16 protein-coding genes are annotated in these 22,912 nt (G+C 35.4%); 5 read left to right on the top strand and 11 right to left on the bottom strand.

All coding sequences use genetic code 11. The annotated features are described in order from the left end of the window. Positions 1 to 118 precede the first annotated feature (118 nt). The 5 genes from BLV35_RS04455 to BLV35_RS04435 form a co-directional block, all read right to left on the bottom strand. Positions 119 to 451 (bottom strand): 2Fe-2S iron-sulfur cluster-binding family protein, encoded by a 333-nt coding sequence (locus tag BLV35_RS04455; protein WP_143031833.1) that lies wholly within the window; start codon positions 449 to 451, stop codon positions 119 to 121. Between the two features lie 64 nt (positions 452 to 515). Then, entirely contained in the window at positions 516 to 926 is a 411-nt protein-coding gene (locus BLV35_RS04450) for a BrxA/BrxB family bacilliredoxin (protein ID WP_074720125.1), read from the bottom strand. A gap of 123 nt (positions 927 to 1,049) precedes the next feature. Next, the gene (locus tag BLV35_RS04445) at positions 1,050 to 2,225 is read right to left on the bottom strand and encodes a lycopene cyclase family protein (RefSeq protein ID WP_091085332.1); all 1,176 of its coding nucleotides are present in this window, start codon (positions 2,223 to 2,225) and stop codon (positions 1,050 to 1,052) included. Position 2,226: 1 nt separating this feature from the next. After that, positions 2,227 to 2,724, bottom strand: a complete 498-nt coding sequence (locus BLV35_RS04440; RefSeq protein WP_091085330.1) for a thioredoxin family protein — start codon at positions 2,722 to 2,724, stop codon at positions 2,227 to 2,229. A 292-nt stretch (positions 2,725 to 3,016) separates the two neighbouring features. Further along, positions 3,017 to 5,269 (bottom strand): TonB-dependent receptor, encoded by a 2,253-nt coding sequence (locus tag BLV35_RS04435; protein WP_091085327.1) that lies wholly within the window; start codon positions 5,267 to 5,269, stop codon positions 3,017 to 3,019. 103 nt (positions 5,270 to 5,372) lie between these two features. On the opposite strand from BLV35_RS04435, the gene BLV35_RS04430 reads away from it, so the two are divergent. The 3 genes from BLV35_RS04430 to BLV35_RS04420 all read left to right on the top strand — a co-directional run bounded on the left by BLV35_RS04430 (position 5,373) and on the right by BLV35_RS04420 (position 8,412). Beyond that, positions 5,373 to 7,244: an Nramp family divalent metal transporter gene (locus BLV35_RS04430; RefSeq protein WP_091085324.1), complete on the top strand. Its 1,872-nt coding sequence runs from the start codon at positions 5,373 to 5,375 to the stop codon at positions 7,242 to 7,244. Between the two features lie 63 nt (positions 7,245 to 7,307). Further along, entirely contained in the window at positions 7,308 to 7,961 is a 654-nt protein-coding gene (locus tag BLV35_RS04425) for a metal-dependent transcriptional regulator (RefSeq protein WP_091085323.1), read from the top strand. Positions 7,962 to 8,001: 40 nt separating this feature from the next. Continuing rightward, a complete protein-coding gene (locus BLV35_RS04420) occupies positions 8,002 to 8,412 on the top strand; it encodes a hypothetical protein (protein WP_091085321.1) in 411 nt (136 codons plus the stop codon). A gap of 104 nt (positions 8,413 to 8,516) precedes the next feature. Here the strand turns inward: BLV35_RS04420 and BLV35_RS04415 are convergent, their stop codons facing one another. From BLV35_RS04415 to BLV35_RS04385, 6 genes are all read right to left on the bottom strand, one after another. Continuing rightward, on the bottom strand, positions 8,517 to 10,931 hold the full coding sequence (locus BLV35_RS04415; RefSeq protein WP_176980574.1) for a PAS domain S-box protein: 2,415 nt from the start codon (positions 10,929 to 10,931) through the stop codon (positions 8,517 to 8,519). Positions 10,932 to 11,047: 116 nt separating this feature from the next. Then, positions 11,048 to 11,551, bottom strand: a complete 504-nt coding sequence (locus tag BLV35_RS04410) for a YfiR family protein (protein ID WP_176980573.1) — start codon at positions 11,549 to 11,551, stop codon at positions 11,048 to 11,050. Positions 11,552 to 11,843: 292 nt separating this feature from the next. Next, on the bottom strand, positions 11,844 to 14,525 hold the full coding sequence (locus BLV35_RS04405; RefSeq protein ID WP_091085797.1) for a TonB-dependent receptor: 2,682 nt from the start codon (positions 14,523 to 14,525) through the stop codon (positions 11,844 to 11,846). Between the two features lie 777 nt (positions 14,526 to 15,302). After that, positions 15,303 to 17,402, bottom strand: coding sequence for a ferrous iron transport protein B (feoB, locus tag BLV35_RS04395; protein WP_091085311.1), 2,100 nt, complete (start codon positions 17,400 to 17,402; stop codon positions 15,303 to 15,305). Next, on the bottom strand, positions 17,402 to 17,641 hold the full coding sequence (locus BLV35_RS04390) for a FeoA family protein (protein ID WP_091085308.1): 240 nt from the start codon (positions 17,639 to 17,641) through the stop codon (positions 17,402 to 17,404). The genes feoB and BLV35_RS04390 overlap by 1 nt, the downstream gene beginning before the upstream one ends. Before the next feature lie 159 nt (positions 17,642 to 17,800). Further along, positions 17,801 to 18,466 (bottom strand): SCO family protein, encoded by a 666-nt coding sequence (locus BLV35_RS04385; protein ID WP_091085304.1) that lies wholly within the window; start codon positions 18,464 to 18,466, stop codon positions 17,801 to 17,803. 137 nt (positions 18,467 to 18,603) lie between these two features. Here BLV35_RS04385 and BLV35_RS04380 point away from each other — a divergent pair, with 137 nt between their 5' ends. Together BLV35_RS04380 and BLV35_RS04375 are read left to right on the top strand one after the other, a co-directional pair. Next, the gene (locus BLV35_RS04380; RefSeq protein WP_091085299.1) at positions 18,604 to 20,667 is read left to right on the top strand and encodes a M13 family metallopeptidase; all 2,064 of its coding nucleotides are present in this window, start codon (positions 18,604 to 18,606) and stop codon (positions 20,665 to 20,667) included. A gap of 178 nt (positions 20,668 to 20,845) precedes the next feature. Next, a complete protein-coding gene (locus BLV35_RS04375) occupies positions 20,846 to 22,909 on the top strand; it encodes a M13 family metallopeptidase (RefSeq protein WP_091085295.1) in 2,064 nt (687 codons plus the stop codon). The last annotated feature ends 3 nt before the right edge of the window (positions 22,910 to 22,912 follow it).

Here is a 22,912-nt window from a genome sequence, read left to right as displayed (position 1 = left end):
CAAATTCCACAAATTTATTCCGATTAATTTTTGTGAAGTTCGTGGATTCTAGTTGTACGACTCGCCCTTCTATCTTTTAGAAATAATTTGCGAATTTGCGGTTATTCCTTTCTCGAAATTATATTTCTAGAATGGTGATCTCCGCGTCGTTTAAATCTTTGGTGATGAACAGTTGACAAGAAAGACGTGTAGATTCGTCTGTGTAGCCTAATTTTGATAAGGTGGCAGGCTCGTTTCGTTCTTTAATTAAGGAATTGCCTGAGATTCCCTTTACAGTGACAAGGCAGGTTGCACATCGGCCTACGCCGCCACATTCGCCAAAAGAATCCAGCTGCAACTCATCCTTTAACAAAAACATCAAATTGGGATAGTTGCTATGATGTGTGCTAATGTGATGTTCGCTGTCGTTTTCTATGACCGTGAATCGTATGGGAGTTTGCTTATCATTCAAAATAAAAGGACTTTAAACAAAAAACGTTCCGAGTGATCGGAACGTTTTCGTGTTGTTTATTGTATTAGCAATACTCATTGTATGCATCTTGTAAGTTCTCAGCGATTAACTCAGCTGGGCGACCTTCAATGTGGTGACGCTCTAACATATGTACTAATTCTCCGTTTTTGAACAAAGCCATAGCTGGCGATGATGGAGGAAAAGGGAACATGTGTTGTCTTGCAGCATCAACCGCATCTTTATCAACTCCTGCAAAAACAGTAATTAAATGATCTGGTTTTTTTGCTCCTTCTAAACTCATTTTAGCTCCTGGACGCGCATTTCTAGCAGCACAACCACAAACAGAGTTTACTACAACTAGCGTAGTACCTTCTAATTTCATTGCGTTTTCAACTGCTTCTGCACTATGTAAATCTTGAAAACCTGCCGCTGTTAATTCAGCTTGCATTGGGTTTACCATTTCTTGTGGATACATATCGTTATATTTTAAATATTAATTTTGAAAGTGCAAAGTTACGAAGTTTAAAAAGAACTCCATTATTTGCATTATAAAGTTTTGTTATTGTTTGATAGTTATTTTATAGGGAGCATCACTATGTTACAAATAACGAATGCTTCTCACTAAGGCTTTGATAAAAAGTGTTTTGGGGCATTTTAATATTACTTGAAGGTCTTCAAGATAAGAGGTTTCTTCATCTAAGAATTTAAAAATCAACGTTGGATTTCCTCTTTTGAACATAGACGAAAAAATACTTGCTCCTAGTTCATTGTGTCGGTCTAAAATATCCAACAACAGCAAGTCGTAAAACCAAAACTTGGTCTTCGTATGAAATTGTCGTAAATCTTTCTCTTCTTGAAGAAAGGCAACTAACTGAGATGATTTCTTGTCGGAATTTTTGAAGGTATAGCCTGTACTTGCTTTTGTCCATCCTCCGGCAGTTCCTATATTGAGAACGCGTTTTGTTGTTTTTTTCCAGAAAGGATAACAAGTCATGGGAATGCTACCTTGTTCTTTTTCGATTATTTCGAAATTGTGAATACCAAGTTTTCGAATGTATTTTTCAATCTCCTGTTCGTACTCTTCTTTTGCCAAAAGATCGTGCGAAAATAAAGTGTATTCTAATAAAGCTTCGGTAGTTGAGGTAGGCAGTACATACATAAAACGGGTATTGCCTTTTTGCTCCACCGAAAAATCCATGAAAGTAGCTTGGTCTGGATTGAAGACAGCTTCTTTACTTTTAATAAACCACCCTATAAAATGCTGCTGCAATACGGGGTATTTGGTTTGGTTTTCAACTTCGGCTTTGTTGTAAATACTATTGAAAACGGTATCGCAGGTATAGCTGTCTGTTTCGGTGGCTACAAAAACATGGTTTTCTAATTCATTTATATCAGTCACTTTTTGATTGACATAATTGATATTTTTTTCATTCAAAATAAACTCAAAAACTTGATTATAAAAATCTAGTCCTTGAACCATGTTGTATTGATACGGTTGCAAATCTAAATCGCGTTTAAAATCAGCATTGGCAAATAGTGCTGAATCCCATTTTTTTGAAATCGCTGGTTCCCAAATCCCTTTTTGGATGTTCCAGAAACACCAGGTACGATCATTTGTTTTTTTCGAATTTGCTTCGCCAGTTCGACCGCTGGTCTCGGGTTCATCTAATAACAAAATGGTTTTATCCTTAAATGCTCCAGACTGTGCCATTTTATAGACTGTCATTAAAGCGGCTAAACCGCTGCCCGTAAAGATGTAATTGAAATGTTTCATACTATTTTGAAGAATTCTTCTCAAAAATAGGGAATTCTTTTATTTTCTCAAGGATAGAAAGTAGGTCTTTCGCTTTTAAAAAGGACTGTTTCTGAAATAGAATCGAATAATTGGGATCTAGAATAGTGAGCGTGGGATACACTACCTGATTCTCTACTGTTGCTAAAGCGGTCGCTAATTCGTGGATTCCGGTGTTTTGCCCCGTTGGTTTAAATTTGAAAGTGTGCTTGTTGAATATGATGTCATTTTTACTTTCGGCATCGAATAAAACGAAGTAGAAATTCGTATTTAACTCGTTGATTAACTCTTTATTTTTAAAAGTGGTGTTCTCCATCATCTTGCAGTATTTGCACCAATTGGTATGAACAAAAACAACAATGGGTTTTGGGTTTTCTAAGGATAGTTGCTCCACTTCTTCAAAAGAATAGGTTCTTAGTTGGGCAAAACCCGATGGAATCGCTAGCATAAATAAGAAGAATATTAGGAGTGTTTTTTTCATTACTGTTTTATTATTTTAACATATAAGTCATATAAGCTGTTGTCTATAAAAAGGTTTTACCACATAGAGTCATAGAATTTGTTTTGTCTTTAAAGAGAGTGAAATATAAGTTTTACTTTCTACATAGTCAAACGCTATTTATCCTTCTTGTTTAACGTTATTATCTACAGCTATGTTATACTTTTTTAAAAATGAAATGCTTTGCTCCACAATAAAAGAATCTATGTTTCTATGTGTTTAAAAACTGCGCCCAATATAATTAAACTTAAATGTCTTATATGTTTCAGAAAACTTACTTCAACGTATAACGCAACCCAAAAAAGCTTCGAATTCCTTGATTGGGACCATAAACATAACCTGGGTCAAAGGTTAAACCATAAGGATTGTCGGGTGTTACTTGAGCATTTCCATTAGTATCATATTGTACATTCTTGTCAAAAGGGTCGTTTGCTCTGGCTATAATAAATGGGTTTCCTTTATTAGGTGTCCAATTCAGTAAGTTTTTAACTCCGGCATACAATTCTAAATTCTTGATTTTATTGAATGTGAATTGGATGTTTTGAACGCTCCAAGTAGGAGAGTATTCCTTTCTGGGATCCAATGCACCAAGTAGCGGTAATCGCATCGGGCCATAAAGATTTCCGGTATAGTCAATGTCTAAAAACATTTTATTCAGGCGGTAAGATATTGCCCAAGTTCCTGTGAATTTTTCTGTAAGCAGTTGTCTTGTTTTAATGTTGTTTTCTGTTTTGGTCACATCCATATAGGTAACGCCCAAAATCATTTTTAGTCCGCTATTGAAAACCAAATCAACATTAGTACTGATTCCTTTTGTTACAGCATAGCCATCTAGATTTTTATAAATAATTTGGTTTGGATTGCTATCATAATCTGGAATGATAGAATTTGTAAAATGAGTGTACCAAGCTGTAGTTTCCAGCCCGATGAAGTTTCCGTTATTCGTGTAAATCTTCTTCAAGTAGTTCAAGTTGGCGTTATAAGAACGTTCTGGTTTTAATTCTTCCAAGACAATTACATCGCGAGAACCCGTTAGCGCCGCATGTTCCTCGGTGAAAAGATTCACAATTCTAAAACCAGTTCCCGTATTAAATCGCAATACATTGTTGTCGTTAATTTTCCATTTGTAGGCTAGTCTCGGAGTAAAGATAGCGCCGTGATTGCTGTTGTAATCATAGCGCGCTCCTAAAAGAACGGTGTGTTTTTCAGCCAACTTAATTTCGTCTTGTACAAATAGACTCGGAATCCAATTAATGTCTTCTTCGACTGTAGCAGTGGTATTGTCATCATAATATTGGTAACGAAGGGCAGTTCCAAAAAGCAAATCGTGACCGCTTAATTTTTTATCCCAAGTTAATTGTCCAAAACCGATGCGTTGTTTAGCTAGGTAGGGGATATTACCATAAACGGAGTTTTGGTCGTGATCCGTATAAGAAAACGAAAACAGTATTTTTTCGGCAATAGGAAGTTCATAAGCACCGAGTAATTCCCAACGCTTGGTATAAATGCTTTCACCGTATACTTCGTTACCGCCGCGGTATTTTTTCTCCCATTGCAATTCGCCTCCCCAACGGTCTTCATAAAAATAACGTCCCGCAAGAGAAAATAATTTATTGCTCTTTCTGTTGAAGTTCCATTTTTGGAAAACCGAAATGCGATCTTGTAACGTTAAGTCGGTGAAGTTGTCTTTGTTGTTGTCAATTGGGTTGCTGTAATTAAAATAATTAATTCCGGTTAGAACAGATGCTGCTTTACCAACATTAGCTTTAAAACCGATATCTAGATTCACTTCGCCCCAATCAGTAGAAAAGGCATCTGCTGAAAAAACGGGGGCGTTTTTCGGGTTTTTAGTAATGATATTAATTAATCCTCCTACAGCTTCGCTTCCGTATAAAGAGGAAGCGGGGCCTTTGACAATTTCGATACGCTCTAACAAAGAGTTCGGAATTCCAGATAAGCCATACACTGTCGAAAGTCCGCTAACAATGGGCATTCCGTCTATTAACACTAAAGTATAAGGCCCTTCAAGGCCATTGATATGGATGTCTCCTGTGTTGCAAACATTGCAATTTAGCTGTGGTCTAACGCCATTAACATTTTGCAGTGCTTCGAAGATATTTGCCGTTGGGTTTTTCTGAAAAAATACCGGTTTATAAACCTCTACGGGAACGGGGCTTTCTAAACGACTTACTGGTTTTAATGTTCCGGTGATTACTACCTCGTCGAGTGTGTTGTTTTCTCTTAGATTAAAATTCAAAATAACTTCAGTAGAATCTGCAATTGTGATGTCTTGACTTTGGGATTTAAAACCAGTATAGGAAGCGACGACTTGATAGTTCCCTAATGGGACAGAATTAAACTGGTACGAGCCATCAGCTTTACTGCTGGTTGAGGTTTTAGTGTTTTTCAACACAATATTCGCCAGCTGCAAAGGCATACCGTCAGAAGTTACGGTTCCTTTTATCGAGTTTTGAGCAAACGAATTAGCACTGATTAGAACAGAAAATAGGAAAATTAGATTTTTCACAATTATATTTTAGAGGTGGTTTGATTAAATATTTAGACAAATCTAAAAATTATATTTGATATAACAAAAAAACATAATTATATTTGCCTCAAACAGTTGTGTTATGGGTAAGTCATTAGAGGAAGTAAACGAATCCGTTTCGACCCTAAATAAGAAGTCAGGTTTCAGGAAAATATTAGCCTTTTTTGGTCCAGCCTATTTGATCAGTGTTGGATATATGGATCCGGGAAATTGGGCGACTGATATTGCAGGGGGAAGCCAGTTTGGGTATTCCTTGCTTTGGGTTTTATTGATGAGTAATATTATGGCCTTGTTACTACAAAGTTTAAGTGCCCGATTAGGAATTGTAACCCAGCGTGATTTAGCTCAGGCTTCAAGGGAAACCTATTCGCGATTTATCAATTACATTTTATACTTTTTGGCTGAGGTAGCCATTGCCGCCTGTGATCTAGCCGAAGTCCTAGGAATGGCGATTGGTATAAATCTATTATTTGGTATTCCGCTTATCGAAGGAGTGATGATTACGGTACTAGACACGTTTTTATTATTGTTTCTTATCAACAAAGGGATTCGAAAAATGGAAGCTTTTATTATAGCACTGGTTATGGTAATTGGGGTTTCTTTTATTTTCGAAATGATTTTTGCACAACCTGATATGGGAGAGGTGATTTACGGTTTAATTCCTTCTATGCCTAATGAAACTGCACTATATATTGCAATTGGTATCATTGGAGCAACCGTTATGCCACACAATTTATACCTGCATTCCTCTTTGGTGCAAACCAGAAAATTTGACAGAACTACAGCCGGAATCAAGCAGGCTTTAAAATATAATTTCATCGATTCAACGATTGCTTTGAATTTAGCTTTTTTCGTAAATGCGGCTATTTTAATTTTGGCGGCAGCCACATTCTATAAAGTCGGAATGTATAACGTGGCCGAAATCCAAGATGCGCACAAGTTTTTAGCACCGCTGTTAGGGACTAAATGGGCGCCAATTTTATTTGCGGTAGCCTTGATTGCGGCAGGACAAAGTTCGACGATAACTGGAACTTTAGCCGGACAAATTATCATGGAAGGATACTTAAATTTAAGAATTCAGCCTTGGGTGCGTAGAATCATCACGCGACTGATTGCCATTGTTCCGGCGGTCATAGTGATTACCATTTTTGGAGAAGGGGTGGCGGGAAAATTACTGATTTTAAGTCAGGTAATTTTGAGTTTGCAGTTGGGTTTTGCTATTATTCCATTGATTCACTTCGTAAGTGATAAATCTAAAATGAAGGGGTTTCATATCGGTAGAACAACGCAAGTAGCCTCATGGATTGTAGCGCTGATTATTGTGACTCTAAATGGGAAATTAGTTTTGGACGAAATAAATGGCTGGTTAGAATCTTCAGAAAACCCTATCGTTTTATGGCTTACTGTTGTTCCATTGGCATTTAGCTTCTTGACATTGTTGCTTTATATTGTATTTAAACCGTTTGTAACCAAATCAAAAATCGCAATTCAAAATCATTCGCCACACAATCTAAAATTGAAGTTTTCTAAATCAGAAAGTTATGCGAAAAAGGATATTGCCGTTTCTGTTGATTTTTCATCTGCCGATGAAATTGCATTGAATAGTGCTTTTCAATTAGGAGGGACAGAAGCTAATTATACCTTGATACATGTAGTAGAAACTGTTGGAGCCTTGGTTTACGGTGAAAACATTGAAGATCATGAAACCTTAGTCGATGAAAAATTACTGGAAGAATACAAAGTGATTCTCTCCGAAAAAGGATTTAAAGTCGGCATTCAATTAGGATTTGGTAAGCCAGATAAAGTGATACCAGAAATTGTAAATAAAGGGAATTTTGACGTTTTGGTTATGGGAACTCATGGTCATACCGGATTCAAAGATTTAATTTTTGGAACAACCGTTGACAAATTAAGACACAAGATTTCTATACCATTGTTTATCGTTAAAAAATAGTTTGCAGTTCTCCGTTTTCAGAAATCTACAATCAAAAATAGTTAATCATCAATCTACAATCTCATGACTTTTTCAGAAGAAAATTATCTTAAAGCCATATACCATCTCACGGTGGTTTCCAATTCCGAAGTGAGCACAAATGCAATTGCCGAAATGATGGAAACCAAAGCGTCTTCAGTAACAGACATGCTCAAGAAATTAGCCGAAAAAGATTTAGTTAATTATAAAAAATACCGAGGCGTTTCTCTAACAGAGCAAGGCAAGTTAGCCGCCAAAATGATTGTTAGGAAGCACCGTCTTTGGGAAGTCTTCTTAGTAGAAAAATTAGATTTTTCCTGGGATGAGGTGCATGATATTGCAGAACAATTGGAACACATTAAATCAGAGAAACTAATTAATAAACTCGATGATTTTTTAGGAAACCCTACTGAAGACCCCCATGGAGATCCAATCCCAAATGCCGAAGGACAGATTTTAAAAATTGACAAACAATTACTTTCAGAATTGACCGTGGGTAAAAGCGGAATATGTGTGGGAGTTAAAGATACTTCATCAGAGTTTTTGAAATATTTAGACAAGCAGGGAATCGCCTTGGGCTCTAAAATAGAGGTGGTAAGTAAAGAAAGTTTTGATTTGTCTGTAAGAATAAAAGTGGATGATATGAGTTTGTCTATTTCGAATAAAATAGCTAGTAATCTTTTTGTAAAGACAAGCTAAGCTAAAGAACACTATATTTGATTTAATTAAATAGAACCCAATGAAAAATATTCTTATCGCAGTATTGCTTGTTTTTAGTGTTTCATTATTTGCTCAAACGGGACAAAACAGTACTTTTGTAAAGATCACTCAAAAAAAATGCCTTAAGAATAAGGGAACTAAGCTTATTTTAAAAGAGGTGCTTTCAGACTCCCGTTGCCCTGAAGGCGTAAGCTGTATTTGGGCTGGAGAAGCTAAAGTTGTTGTTTCTGTTTATGAGGGTAAGAAATTCATTAAGGATGAAGAATTAGTCATTTCTGGAAAAAACCATCAAATAAATAAAGAATGGTTTATTAAATACTTATCTCCCAGTCAAAAAAACATCACTAGCATCAATGTTGTTCCTTACCCAAAAGAGGGTGTTAAAATTAATCCTACAGCGTACTATATTAAAATAGGGTACATTAAATAAGTAAATAAATAGCCGCTCTTTAGCGGCTATTTATTTTAGTTAACATTTTGAAGTGAAAGTGCATTGTTAATTAGTATTTAACTAATATAGTATGATGTAAAATATTACTTATTGTCACTTTTAAAGCCAATTAGTTTTCGGTATTTTTCAACGCTTTCCTCTAGCGCGTTCTCTAGTTCTTTATAGTGGGTGACGTCTTTTATATTTGCCACAGCGGCTATAACATAATTGTTTTCGTCTATTATCGGTCGACCACTGATGATTACCCTTTTTTTATGTTTCGTTTCTTGGTCTTCAATTATTACTTCAACTTCATCAGATGACTCTCCTCGCAATGCTTTTTCTAACGGCAGGTTTTGAACGGGAAAGACTGTTTTTGCATCAGGATAGAATAGATCGTACTTAGTAGCCCAATCTAGAGTTGTCGAGGCTCCTTCTTCTTGACTTACCCCGATAATTTCCTTTGCCATGTGATTTGATAGTACAATCCTTTTTTGTGTGTCAGTGACGATAATACCCTCTCCTATATTTTCCAGAATTAATTTTAATTTTAGTTCATTGAGACGCACTAGTCGATCCGCTTCTATTTTTTCATTTTCTAGTTTTTTGCTTAATGAGATATCAGTAATAAAAGCAATGAAGATATATTTACCTAAGACAGTGGCAGGAGATACCGTTAATTCAATGTCAAACTCAATATTTTTTTTGTTTAACGCAGTAATTTCCATAGTTTTATTAATAATAGTAGCCTCGCCAGTTTTAAGGAAATTTTCAAAACCAATAGCGATATTTTCTTTGTATTTTTCTGGCATGATCAATTCGACAATTGATTTTCCTAAAACCTCAATCGATGACCATCCAAAAATTTGTTCGGCTTTTGGGTTCCATCTGATAATATTACCTTCTTCATTTATTACTATTAAAGCATCTGGCGCCTCATTAAAGATGGTTTGCAATTGACCTTCACTTTCTTTAATTTTTTGTTCAGCCTCTTTCCTCTCCGTAATATCGCGCATAATTGATTTATAACCAGTTATTTTATCACCTTCCCTTAGTTGCATGGAAGTTTGTTCAATCCATTTTTGCTCCCCTGATTTAGTAAGGATAGGAAAAGAAAAAAGTGTTTCGTCAATTTTGTTTTTAAATTGATTAAAATAGAATTCAGTCACACGGTCTTTCCACTCTGGAGAAACAAAATCTATAAGATGTTTTCCTATTATTTCATTTTGAGAGTATCCAGTCAGTTTTTTACAGGCGGGATTGATGTAGGTGAAAAAACCTTTGTAGTTAGAAGTGTGGACAACATCGCTGACATCTTCCACTATTTCACGATATTTTTCTTCACTTGAACGGAGTGTTTCAATTGCTTCGGCTAATTGTGCGGTACGTTCAGCTACTTTATGCTCCAGTTCTTCATTTAGTTTTCGTATTTCATTTTCTGAAACTTTTCGTTCCGTAATGTCGTGAATAACAAGCACTCCACCGGTTATCTCACCGGACGAATGTTGTAACGGTCTCGCAGTAGCAACCACAAATATTCCTTCAGGATTTTTATAATTTTGGATAAATATTTCTACGTTATCTACTTGCTCACCATGTAGGGCTTTTACTAACGGTAGTTCATTAGCGTCAAAAACTACTTTTGTATCAGGTAAAAAGAAGCCGTAAGTTGCGGCCCATCGTTCTTGTGGAATATCCATTGGCCCCATTCCAATTATTCTTTCGCTGGCAGCATTCCAAATAATAAATTTACTATTTTCATCAACCACAATTAATCCGTCACCCATGTTTTGTATAACAGATTGTAAAAGGGTATTTTGCTTGTTCAATTGTTCCTTCGAAATAGCCACTTCGTTGTCTCTTTTTTCAATAGTTGACAGCATATCGTTAAGCCCTGTAGAAAGGATGCTAATTTCATCTTTGCCTTCTACAACCATTCGTATTTTATAATCGGCAGTGTCTTTTATCGTTTGTATGGTTGTCACCAAGTTTAGCAGTGGTTTCGAAATGTATTTTTTGATTATCATTGCGATCAAAAAAGCGAGTCCGATTCCTACGACTAATAGTACAATCCCCAGACGCAAAATATCCATTTTTATTTTATTCAATTCTGAAAGCTCAAATCGAATAGCGACTAATCCGATGGTTTTATCGTCTTTTTTTATTTTGTTATAGACGAAAAGATTTTCATTTGTATACATGAAAGTTTTTTGGTCTTGTGTTGAGATAGGGAACTGATAACCAGCGGCGGAACCTGCTTTCGTATAGGAGGCAAAAACGGCTCCTTTTTCATCAAATATAGTAGCGTTTAAAAGGTCTTTTTGCACTGTTAGTTCAGAGAGAATTTTATTTGCAGCAGCATTATCTAGAAATTCTATGGCAGATATACTGTTGAAACCTAAAACCTTTGCAATAGCGGTAGAACTAATTGCTTTTCGATCTTTAAAACCTTTAATGTCGATAAGTACAAAAGCAGTAATGCATAGCCCCAGTACAAATGCGGAGGTAAATACCTGCATGAGTACGAGCTTATTTTTAATGGATATATTACGTAAATTCATCATTTAGTTTTTGTTTATCAATACTTAATAAAATAATAGCTACGTTCAAGTGTGTTTAGTTTTCTTATATTTTTTTATTCCACAATAATTGCATGTTGTAATAAAAAGGAACTTATTCCAATTCCAACCTTGTTTATTGCCTTGAGGTTTACTTCAAATTTTAATTTATTTTCAACCATTACAAAGTTCATATGCGCTCCTTTTTTTCCATAGCCATTGCGCTCTGTTACTATAAGTACGGGTTTGCCAGAAAAATTTGAAATTATTGTTTCAATAGGAATGGAGCAATCATACGGAACAAATAAAATATTACAAAAACCAACTTCTTTCAAATTTTTATATTGCTTAACTTCAATTTTTTTATTGTTTTGGTCAGAAAGTAAGGAAGCATTTATTGGACTTTCTTCAAGAATAGCGATCTTAAAGGGTTGGTTTTTAGAGCGATTTTTCCAGTAAACGTAATCGGAAAAACGGATAAGAAAATCAGCTTTCAGGTCATAGTCCCTCCCTCCATTCATCTGCTGCGCAGCTAAAGGATTTGTGCCCAATAGTGTGAGCATTATTCCAAATAATAACAATTTGCTTTTAAGTGCCATATGTTTTATTCTTAAAATGGTTAGCCATGATAGTAGGTATTTCGTGAGTGGCTTCGTTGCTGTTATTCATTTATTATGGATATGCTAGTAAATGGTAAATTTGCTGAGTATATCAGTAAGTAAACAAAATGATAAAATCTTGTTTTTATAGTTTAGCTAAATTGCTGGGTTAAGTAAATTTAATCATTTAATAATCTGTAAATTAGTATTTTATGAAACATTTAATTCGTTTTTTTACTTTTAAAACTAGATTGATAATTGTTGAATTACTGTATTAAAATTTATAGTTGAGAGATAAATTAAATAAGGTTCCCAGTTGACTAAAGTGATAGCCCTCATAGGTCATTTGGGAATAACGGCCATTGAACGTAATCAAATTATACTGTGATTTTATCAGATCGGGGTTGTTCAGAATTTCAGTGCCGGTTGCGTTTTCGGGCTTAAATTTCCATTCTGGCAGGACATTTAGTAAATTATTTACATTAAGTGCGATCGTTAACTTAGTTGTTGCGAAAAAATTAATTCCTAAATCAGTGACGATTTTTGGTGTAAACTCCGTTCTTAAATTTGAATCTAAACCGGCTTGTTTGAATGTCGTTTTTCCAAAATAGGTATTGTTAAGGCATAAATCAAATTTCTTTATTTTATAATTTGCACCAAAAAGCCATTTGGTGTCTGGTCTCGACGTAAACATTAGAGCGTTAAATGTCGCTCCAAAATTATCGCTTATAACTGGAGAAATTCTTTTGTTTTCCAATGTGATGTTCCCCGATAAATTGAATTGTATTTCTCCAGGTCCTAAACCTATGGCACCGTAGTTCATGACGATATCCAAACCTGATGTTCTGGAATCGAAGGAATTTTCAAACCAAGAAACAGAACCAAATGACGTGTCTACTTTGTCACCTAAGATTATGCGGTCTTCCACTTTGATGTTATAATAATCTAGTGTTAAATTGAATTTTTCGTAAGGTTTTGCACCTATACCTAGTGTGATATTGGTTGATTTTTCTGCATCTAATTTTGGAATGCCTAAGACACGTGCTTGTACAGAAATGTTATTAACGATGCCGCTAATTTGGATTCCTTGACCGGGATCGAATGAAAATTGTGATTTTTGGGTGTAGATTTGGTGTAAGGTTGGTGCTCTAAATCCTGTGGAAACGGATCCTCGTACGTTAATTTTGTCCCCTAAAAACTTATATCGTGAACTTAATTTCCATACTGTGGCTGCCCCAAAATCACTGTAGTCTTCATAGCGAATAGTACCGTTCACTAAGAAATTTGTAGAGAAATCATAAGCCATATCAAAGTACAGTCCCAAATTATAGCGGTTCCACTTGCCTGAATCTTCTGGTCTGTTACCTGAAAATGAATCGGCGCCAAATCCATCCCAAGAGGCTTTTCCACCTTCGAAAATTTCAAATGTTTCATTTCTTATTTCTGAACCAAAACCAATGCTTGTTTTATCAGATAGCACTTTAGTGATGTCTAAGTTCCCTACAATATGGCTGAATGAAGCGCCTCCGGGTTTAAAAAACACAGGACTATTCTCTTGATATAGATTGATTCCATTTACATCCTGAAGTGTTGATCTATTATGGGAGTTGTTAACGGTATAGTTTTGGGAGTTGCCTCCAACGGTTACACTGGCATCAGTGTTCCATCCATTTGTCACCGATTGAAAACCTAGAGTGGCATTGTAATCGTTCAAATCTCCCGTAAACGTAGGATGATACCCTTGATATGAGGTTGCTGTGCCACCGCCAAAGAAATCGAATAAGTAGGGCAGGTTATTTGAAGTTATTCCGTTACCGTAACTCCAGTAGGGTGTTCTGTAATTAGCAAAGGAATTTACTTTTTTGTACACATAAGCAGCATTATAATACAGCTTTGTTTCATCAGATAAATTAATTCCACCGTTTACTAAGAATTTTGCAGCTGCTGTTTCTGGTGCGCCGTTTATGTTTTTGGCATCTGGATATTTTGTAAGAAAAGAGTTGATATCGTTTAAAGTATTAAGGCCTTGTATGGAGCCTCCGTTGTCGGCAAACTCTCCTTCAAGGTCGACTTTACCGGGTCTACTGGCTAAGTTTACCTTCGAAAAATCGATGGTGTAATTGACAAAACCTTTATCGCCAATCGTGGATCCATTGTTTAAACTTACGCCGATCATTTCACCATCTCCTTCTGAGGTAATTCCTGTTCGAAATGTTATTCCACCATCATTAGTTCTTTTTTTAAGAATAATGTTTATTACACCAGCTATAGCATCAGAGCCATATTGTGCTGATGCGCCATCTCGTAAAATTTCTACTCTCTCAATTGCGTCTATAGGAATTGCTGATAAATCAGCACCGGTTTCACCTCTTCCAGGCGAGGTTTGAACATACAGCAAAGAACTCAAATTTTTCCGTTTTCCATTGATTAGAATTAAGGTTCTGCTGGGTCCCATATTTCTGATTTCGTAGGGGTCAAGTAAAGAAGTAGCGTCATTAACGGGAGTTTGAACCGTATTAAAAGATGGGATTCGGTATTGCAATGCTTTATCAAAGGTTGTTTGTCCGGTTGCCGTTAATTCTTTTGCGGATACTACATCAATAGGTAATGCCGCTGTTGTATTGCTTCTGGGTGCAGTTCTGGTTCCGGTAACCACGACTTCATTAAGTCCCAGCCCGCCTTCTTCTGTTAGAAAAACATTTAAAGTAGACTCTGTAGTATCAAATTCTTGTTTAGCAAACCTGATATAGCTAAAAACTAAAATAGCACCCTCATCAACAGTAATCTGGTATGCTCCATTAATGTCTGTAGAAACATTGTTGCTTGTTCCTTTTTGCGTGACGTTAACGCCTGACAAGGGTGAGCCAGCGTTATCAAAAACGTAGCCAGAGATTTCTTTTTGAGCAAAAAGAAATGTGATATTCATTAGCAATAATAGCAAGGTGAACTTTTTCATAATAAGTTTATATTGGTTCTTGTTCGAATTGAAATCAAGTGCAACATACTGATTGAAAGAAGTACCCATATAACTAAATAAGCCCCCCTTTTATGTAATGAGGGAAAGGAAGAGTGATTAAGAAATCAGATGGATAGTTTTCTTGTTTTCCATATTGGTAGTTTTTTAAATTGCTTAATGCGATTTTTTTATTAGCCAACAATGACTGGTTATAATACTATTGGGACTAATGGATTTGGGTAAAGTTTAGGCCTTATATTTTGTATTGAATAGAACGTAAATAATAGTTCAACTGTCAATATATATTGATGCTACGCTTTCATTGGCTTTTGTAGGTGGAAAGCCAAAACACATTGAAGTTATTAGCTAAATACTTTTCTGAATAAAGCATTCGTTTAAAACGATTTATTTAACAGCTAGATAATTGTAAAATACTGATAACGAGTGCGTATTATGTATGGTTTACTACGTAAATTTAGTTAATTAAAATTAGTTGGTCTAAATTATAACACTAAAGTTTTGATAAAAATTTAATCGAATAAATCTTTAATCACCTTGACTTTCTGGGTTTAGAGATATTGAAATCAGTAGTTGTATGAGAAATTATCTTCTATAAACTCCAGTATTTTTAAGTTTTTAAATAATTTAGTGGCATCCACAGTCGTCTTTACCGCAACTTTTATCAGTTTTTTTCTTTTTAAAGAAGAATTTTTTAAGTAAAAAAATAACGGCAACTCCGAGTGCTACGAAAGCAAAAATTTCTTGAAACATATCGGTTTATTTTAAAATTTGATAAGCAATTAAGGCTACAATGTAAGCAAACGCACTCATGAAAATAAGTTGCCCCAAAGGCCATTTCCAGGAATTGGTTTCTTTTCTTGTTATAGCAATCGTACTGGCACATTGCAAGGCGAAAGCATAGAATAACAATAGTGATATTCCTGAAGCAAAATTGAATATTTTCTTCCCTGTTACTGGGTTGACTTCTGCAGCCATTTTATTTTTGATAGTGTCATCATTTCCGGTACTTCCCACACTGTAAATCGTGGCCAATGTGCCTACGAAAACTTCTCGTGCCGCAAAGGAACTAATGATTGCAATTCCAATTTTCCAATCGTATCCTAAAGGAGAAATAGCAGGTTCAATGCTTTTTCCCATGATGCCGATATAAGAATTTTCTAGTTTGTATGCTGCTACTTTATTACTAAGTTCATCTTGCGATAGGCCAGCATTTTCCGTTTTTGAAAGTTGAATTTCTTCGGCATTTTTGAAGTTCTTCCCAGGGCCATAAGAAGCCATAAACCACAAAATGATTGATATTGCTAGAATTATTTTTCCGGCACCAAAAACGAATGCTTTTGTTTTTTCAACAACATTAAGCGCTACGTTTTTGAACATAGGCAACTTGTAGTTTGGCATTTCTACCACAAAGAATGTTTTACATTTTATTTTAAGGATTATATTTAGAATGTAAGCCGAAAAAATAGCCATTCCAAAACCGATAAGATACAGTAGCATTAGTGTCAGTCCCTGTAGGTTGAAAATCCCCAATACGTAAGTATCCGGAATTACCAGTGCTATGATAATAGCGTAAACAGGTAGTCTGGCAGAGCAAGTCGTAAAAGGAGTTACTAGAATTGTAATTAATCGTTCTTTCCAGTTTTCAATATTTCTGGTTGCCATAATAGCCGGAATAGCACAGGCTGTTCCAGAAATTAATGGAACTACGCTTTTCCCGGATAAACCAAAATTTCGCATTATTTTATCCATCAAGAACACCACTCTACTCATATAACCACTTTCTTCTAAAATGGAAATAAATAGAAACAAGAAGGCGATTTGGGGAATAAAAATTAAGATTCCTCCAATGCCGGGAATAATTCCTTGCGACACTAAGTTAGTTAAAACACCGGCTGGTAGCTCGCTATTTGCTATTGCGCTTAACGAAGCAAACGTTGTGTCGATAAAATCCATTGGAACTTTAGACCATTCGAAAATAGACTGAAATATCACAAAAAGAATGACAAAGAAAATCAAGTATCCCCAAACTTTATGGGTCAGTACTCGATCGAGTTTACTACGGAAATCTTTAGCAATTGTTGCGTCGATTTTTAAACCTTCCTTTAAGACATCATTGATAAATTGATAGCGCTTAATGGTTTCCTTTTGCTGTAATCGTTTTAAATCGGAATGTGATTTAGTAAAAGTACCTTGAATCTCTTTTCGTTCTAAATTCAAGAAATTTACGTCTTGGGTGATTACTAACCACAGTTTGTATAATAATTGGTTTGGAAACGCTTTACGTAGGCTGTTAAAGTAGTCTGGATCTATGCTGGAAGCGTTAAGACAAGGTTCCGTTGTAATAGTTTTGTAGGTAACGATCAAATTTTTTAATTCATCAATACCAAAACCTTTTCGGGAGCTGATCAGCGCGATTTTTGTTTTTAGGTGCTCTTCTAAATAGGGTATGTTTAAAGTAATCCCTTTGTATTCCATTCTGTCGGCCATGTTAATGACTAAAATGGTTGGGATTTCTAAGTCTTTTATTTGGGTAAATAACAGTAAATTACGTTTCAGATTTTCCACATCAGTAACTACGATGGCTACATCTGGATATAATTTATCGTTTTTGTTCAGCAATAATTCAATAACAACATTTTCATCAATGGAGCTGGCATTTAGACTATAAGTTCCAGGTAAATCTAGGATGTTACCTTTAACGTTATTGGGTAATTTACAAAAACCAATTTTTTTCTCAACCGTGATTCCCGGATAATTTCCCACTTGTTGATTAAGCCCGGTAAGTTGATTAAAAACCGAAGTTTTTCCTGTATTTGGGTTGCCTATTAAGGCAATGTTAATATTCTGATTGATCATTAAAGCTTGATTTTGATTAGTTCAACTTCAATCTCTTTGGCTGTCTCAACTCGAATAGCTAAATGGGAACCGTTAATGTTTAAATATAAAGGGTCGCCAAAAGGTGCGATTTGAAGCAATTCAACCGTATTTCCAGGCAAGCAGCCCATTTCGAGTAGCTTTAGCGGAATGATGTCAATATCAAAATCCTTGATAATGGCTTTTTCCCCTTTTTTTAGTGAATTTATCGTTGTTTGCAAGTCTTATTTAGATTGAATTAATATTGCAAAAATACATATTATAATACTAAAACAAATGATAATTATCACTTTTATAACGTCTGTTGAATAAAATAAGAGCGCGGAAAAGTAGTAAATGGGTAGTGTCGAAAGAGTAAAAATCAGTTTTGTTTATGTAGACTACTCGTTGCTTAAAAAATTAATGTCGGTTATTAATTTTTCGATGTCTTCTTTTTTGGTTCCATCATAAAAACCACGAACTCTTTTTTTAGCATCGACCAATACAAAGTTTTCAGTATGAACCATATCGTATAACTCGCTTGGTTTTCCTAATTTGACAGCCAAATACGATTTTCTAGCCATTGTATAAATCTCTTTTTTATCGCCAGTAACCAAATTCCATTTTTTATCGTCAACACCATATTTAATTGCATATGCTTTTAAAACAGCTACGCTGTCTACTTCCGGAAATACGGTATGTGAAAGCAGCATCACTTTTGGGTTATTGATAATTGCTTTTTGGACTTCAAATAAATTGGCAGTCATTTTTGGACAAATAGAACCACAAGTCGTAAAGAAAAAATCAGCTACATAAATCTTGCCTTCATAATCTTTTTGAGTGATGGTTTTGCCATTTTGGTTGACAAATGAAAAGTCAGCTATGGTGTGGTATTTACTGATATACTGTACAGTACTGTCTACTAATTCCGGATTTACGTCAGCCGGATTGTATATGGGAAGTGTTTTAGTAGGTTTGAGGGCAACATAAAACAAGTATAGCGTAATGATGGAGAAGACGAGGAAAACACCAATAAATATGCGGTATTTTTTAAAAATAGATTTCATAAAAAATAATTTTCGCAAAAATACAAAAAAGGGAGCTTTTTACCGCAAATTTATGCCGTTGTAATTTTAATATGATAAGTTACACTTTTATATTTTTTATCAATAGCTTTGTGATATCAACTAACTCAATTAAAAAAATGAAAATAAAACTGAATAAAGGGCTTCTTTTAGTGATTCCCGCAATAATTGGTTTTGCTGAGGGTCAAGCTCAAACTACTACTTCAGTTAAAGAACCAGGAATAAATGTTTCTTTCTTTGATAATAAAGTAAAGCCGGCAGATAACTTTTTCCGATTTGTAAATGGAACTTGGCTTGATAAAACCGAAATTCCAAGCGATAGAACTTCTTGGGGAAGTTTTAATGAATTACTTAAAAAAACGGATAAAGATGCATTGACAATTTTGAAAGATGCTTCAAAAAACCCGATTTATAAATCAAATACTGATCAAGGAAAAGCAATAAACCTTTTCAATTCAATTTTGGATACCATTGCAAGAGACAAACAAGGGATTAAACCTTTGGCTCCTTATTTGGCCAAAATTGATAAAGTAAAAAATATTCAGGACTTACAGAAGTTGCTAATTGAAATGGAACCTATTGGAGGAATAGGCTTTTTTGGAGTTGGCGTTGGAGCTGATGATAAGAATAGTGCTAAAAACTCGTTAAGTATTGGCGTAGCTAGATTAGGGTTGGCAGATAAAGATTATTATTCTTCAGAGGAAAAAGACACCAAAGAAAAAAGAGAGAAGTACGAGCAACATATTGCTAGAATGCTACAGTTAATCGGAGAGACTCCAGATCAAGCCAAAGTAAATGCGGCTAAGATTCTCGCTTTAGAAATCGAGATGTCTAATCCACGTTTGGACCGAGTGGAGCGCAGAGATGGTAGGTTGCAATACAATCCAATGACTATTGCAGAATTGCAAAAAGTAACTCCAGCGATAAATTGGAAAGAGTACTTTACTGGAATTGGTTTTACAAAGTTAGACAGCGTAATCGTTTCACAACCCAAGTACATGAAAGCCTTGCAAACTATTTTTACAGAAAATAATGTAGTTGCTTGGAAAGAATATATGAAATGGAATTTATTAAGTAGTTCAACAGCATTATTATCTACACAAATTGAAGAAGCTAACTTTGATTTCTACGGAAAAACTTTGACTGGGGCGATCAAACAAAGACCTCGTGAAGAGCGTGCTTTGCAAACTGTTAATGGAACTGTAGGGGAAGCTTTGGGTAAATTATATGTTGAGAAAATGTTTCCTGCTGAAGCAAAAGAAAAAGCAGAGAAAATGATTCGTAATATTATTTTGGCGTACCAAAATCGTATTAGTAATTTGACTTGGATGTCAGCAGAGACTAAGGTAAAAGCGATTGAAAAATTGAATAAGATTAGCATTAAAATAGGATATCCGGACAAGTGGAAAGATTATTCTAAATTAGAGATAAAAAGTATTGCTGGTGGTGGAAGCTATTTTGAAAATATGAAGAGTCTTTCCCGTTGGAATTTCCAAAAAGATATCGACAAGTTGGATAAAGCTGTTGACAAAACAGAATGGTATATGTCACCACAAACGGTAAATGCGTATTATAACCCATCGTATAATGAGATTGTGTTTCCTGCAGCTATTTTACAACCACCTTTCTATAATTACCAAGCTGATGAGGCTGTGAATTATGGAGGAATAGGAGCTGTAATTGGTCACGAAATCTCTCATGGATTTGATGACTCTGGTGCTCGTTACAATGCTGATGGTAATTTAGTAGATTGGTGGACTGCGGATGATTTAACGCAATTTACAGCTTTAGGTACTGCGCTTGCTGATCAATACAGCGCGTTAGAGCCTTTGCCAGGAGTTCATGTTGACGGTAAATTTACTTTAGGTGAAAACATTGGTGATTTAGGTGGAGTAAATGCCGCTTATGATGGTTTGCAATTGTATCTAAAAGACAATAAAAATCCAGGACTTATCGACGGATTTACTCCAGAGCAACGTTTCTTTATCGCCTGGACTACAGTTTGGAGAACTAAATCACGTGATGAAGCGATTAAAAACCAAGTAAAAACAGACCCGCATTCTCCAGGAATGTACCGTGCTTATGTTCCGGTACAAAATGTAGATGCTTTTTATCAAGCATTTGATATTAAAAAAGGAGACGGTATGTTTATTGAACCTGATAAAAGAGTTAAAATCTGGTAGTTTTTAGACTGCTACAATCAAAAAATCCCAAGTGAAAGCTTGGGATTTTTTAGTTTTAAAAAAAGTAAGCCTCAACAGATGTTAAAATTATTTCAATTGAAAATTACTTTTATATATTTAGGGGCTATTTCAAATAGTTAGGAATAAGGATTATGAAATTAACTAATTAACTAAAAAAATGAAAAAAAACAGCAATAGGTCACTTCTTTTTGTGATTCCTGCACTTTTGGGGCTTACAGTTACACAGGCACAAACAGCTTCAACTGCAAAAGAACCAGGTATTAATGTCAATTATATGGACAAGACGGTAAAACCAAGTAATAACTTTTTTCGATATGTAAACGGAACATGGTTAGACAATACTGAAATTCCGTCTGACAGAACACGTTGGGGAAGCTTTGATGAACTAAGACAAAGGACAGATGCAGATGCTTTGGCAATATTAAAAGAAGCCGCAACAAATCCAAAATACAAATCAGATACGGATCAAGGTAAGGCTATCAATTTGTATAAAACGATACTAGATACTATAGGTAGGAATAAATTAGGGATTACACCTTTGAAACCCTATTTGAAAAAAATTGATGCCGTTAAAAACGCTAAGGATTTAGAAGCCTTATTAATCGAAATGGAGCCATTGGGAGGAATTGGTTTCTTTGGCGCTAATATTGGTGCTGATGCGAAAAACAGTAATAGAAATGTAATCAGTGTGGGGCCTGGAGGAGTAGGTTTGCCAGATCGTGATTATTATGTTTCTGAAGATGCCGATTCAAAAGAAAAAAGAGAGAAATACGTACTACATGTTGCTAAAATGCTTGGATTCCTTGGTGAAAAGCCTGCCGAAGCTAAAGCACATGCCGAGCAAATTCTAGCGCTTGAAATCGAAATGTCGAAACCTAGATTTGACCGTGTAGAAAGAAGAGATAGAAGAAAGTCGTATAACCCGATGACAATTACTGAGTTACAAAAACTAACTCCGTCTATTAATTGGAATACTTACTTTACAAAAATAGGTTTGAAAAACGTCGATTCTTTAATCGTTTCACAACCTAAATACATGGCTGCTTTTGAGTCCATTTTGAAAGAAAATAAAGTGAATGATTGGAAAGCGTATATGCGCTGGTCATTGTTAAACAGAGCATCAAGTCAATTGTCAACTGATATTGAGGATGCAAACTTTGAGTTTTACGGAAAAGCATTAACTGGTGCGGTAAAACAAAGACCAAGTGACGAGCGTGCATTGCAAGTGATCAATGGTAGAATAGGGGAGGCTTTAGGAAAGCTTTATGTAGAGAAAAAGTTTCCGGCTGAAGCCAAGGCAAAAGCGGAGAAAATGATAAAAAATATCTTTGTTGCTTTTGAAAACCGAATCAATAATCTTGCTTGGATGTCTCCGGAGACTAAAGTGAGTGCGGTTCAAAAATTAAGGAAGTCTAAAATAAAAATTGGATATCCTGACAAATGGAAAGACTATTCTGCTTTAGTAATAAAGAGCCCAGAAGAAGGGGGGACTTATTTTGAAAACACTAAAAACATGGCCAAATGGCGTTTTGAGGAAGATCTAGCCGACTTGAATAAACCAGTGGATAAAACCAGATGGGGAATGTCTCCTCAAACGGTGAATGCTTATTACAATGCTTCATACAATGAAATTGTATTTCCAGCAGCAATTTTACAGCCGCCATTTTACAATTACCAAGCTGATGAAGCGGTAAATTACGGTGGTATTGGAGGAGTTATCGGACATGAGATTTCTCATGGATTTGACGATTCAGGATCACGATACAATGCCGAAGGGAATTTAGTGGACTGGTGGACAGCTGAGGATTCAAAACAATTTTCGGCACTGACAACAGCACTTGCTAATCAATACAGTGCTTTGGAACCTTTACCTGGAACTTTTGTTGATGGTAAATTTACCTTAGGAGAAAATATTGGTGATTTGGGAGGTGTAAATGCAGCTTATGATGGTTTGCAATTGTATTTAAAAGAAAATGGAAACCCGGGCTTAATTGATGGCTACACACCAGAGCAACGTTTCTTTATTTCTTGGTCAACGATTTGGCGTACTAAATCTCGTGATGAAGCGATAAAAAATCAGGTAAAAACAGATCCGCATTCTCCAGGAATGTACCGTTCTTATGTACCATTACAAAATATAGATACCTTTTATCAAGCATTTGATATTCAACCAAATGACGGTATGTATATTACTCCAGAGAAAAGAGTTAGAATCTGGTAGACA

The sequence above is a fragment of the Flavobacterium gillisiae genome (assembly GCF_900107635.1).
Classification (GTDB): Bacteria; Bacteroidota; Bacteroidia; order Flavobacteriales; family Flavobacteriaceae; genus Flavobacterium; species Flavobacterium gillisiae.
The sequence above is the reverse complement of the archived record's forward strand: the minus strand, read 5'-3'. Positions and strand labels throughout refer to the sequence as shown.

Bases quoted from the DNA above. Each gene is read 5' to 3' on its own strand.
- BLV35_RS04425 (WP_091085323.1), top strand. From the start codon at position 7,308: ATGACTTTTTCAGAAGAAAATTATCTTAAAGCCATATACCATCTCACG.
- BLV35_RS04440 (WP_091085330.1), bottom strand. From the start codon at position 2,724: ATGAAAAAAACACTCCTAATATTCTTCTTATTTATGCTAGCGATTCCA.
- feoB (WP_091085311.1), bottom strand. From the start codon at position 17,402: ATGATCAATCAGAATATTAACATTGCCTTAATAGGCAACCCAAATACA.
- BLV35_RS04380 (WP_091085299.1), top strand. From the start codon at position 18,604: ATGAAAATAAAACTGAATAAAGGGCTTCTTTTAGTGATTCCCGCAATA.
- BLV35_RS04430 (WP_091085324.1), top strand. From the start codon at position 5,373: ATGGGTAAGTCATTAGAGGAAGTAAACGAATCCGTTTCGACCCTAAAT.
- BLV35_RS04385 (WP_091085304.1), bottom strand. From the start codon at position 18,466: ATGAAATCTATTTTTAAAAAATACCGCATATTTATTGGTGTTTTCCTC.
- BLV35_RS04405 (WP_091085797.1), bottom strand. From the start codon at position 14,525: ATGAAAAAGTTCACCTTGCTATTATTGCTAATGAATATCACATTTCTT.
- BLV35_RS04415 (WP_176980574.1), bottom strand. From the start codon at position 10,931: ATGCAGGTATTTACCTCCGCATTTGTACTGGGGCTATGCATTACTGCT.
- BLV35_RS04445 (WP_091085332.1), bottom strand. From the start codon at position 2,225: ATGAAACATTTCAATTACATCTTTACGGGCAGCGGTTTAGCCGCTTTA.
- BLV35_RS04450 (WP_074720125.1), bottom strand. From the start codon at position 926: ATGTATCCACAAGAAATGGTAAACCCAATGCAAGCTGAATTAACAGCG.
- BLV35_RS04375 (WP_091085295.1), top strand. From the start codon at position 20,846: ATGAAAAAAAACAGCAATAGGTCACTTCTTTTTGTGATTCCTGCACTT.
- BLV35_RS04420 (WP_091085321.1), top strand. From the start codon at position 8,002: ATGAAAAATATTCTTATCGCAGTATTGCTTGTTTTTAGTGTTTCATTA.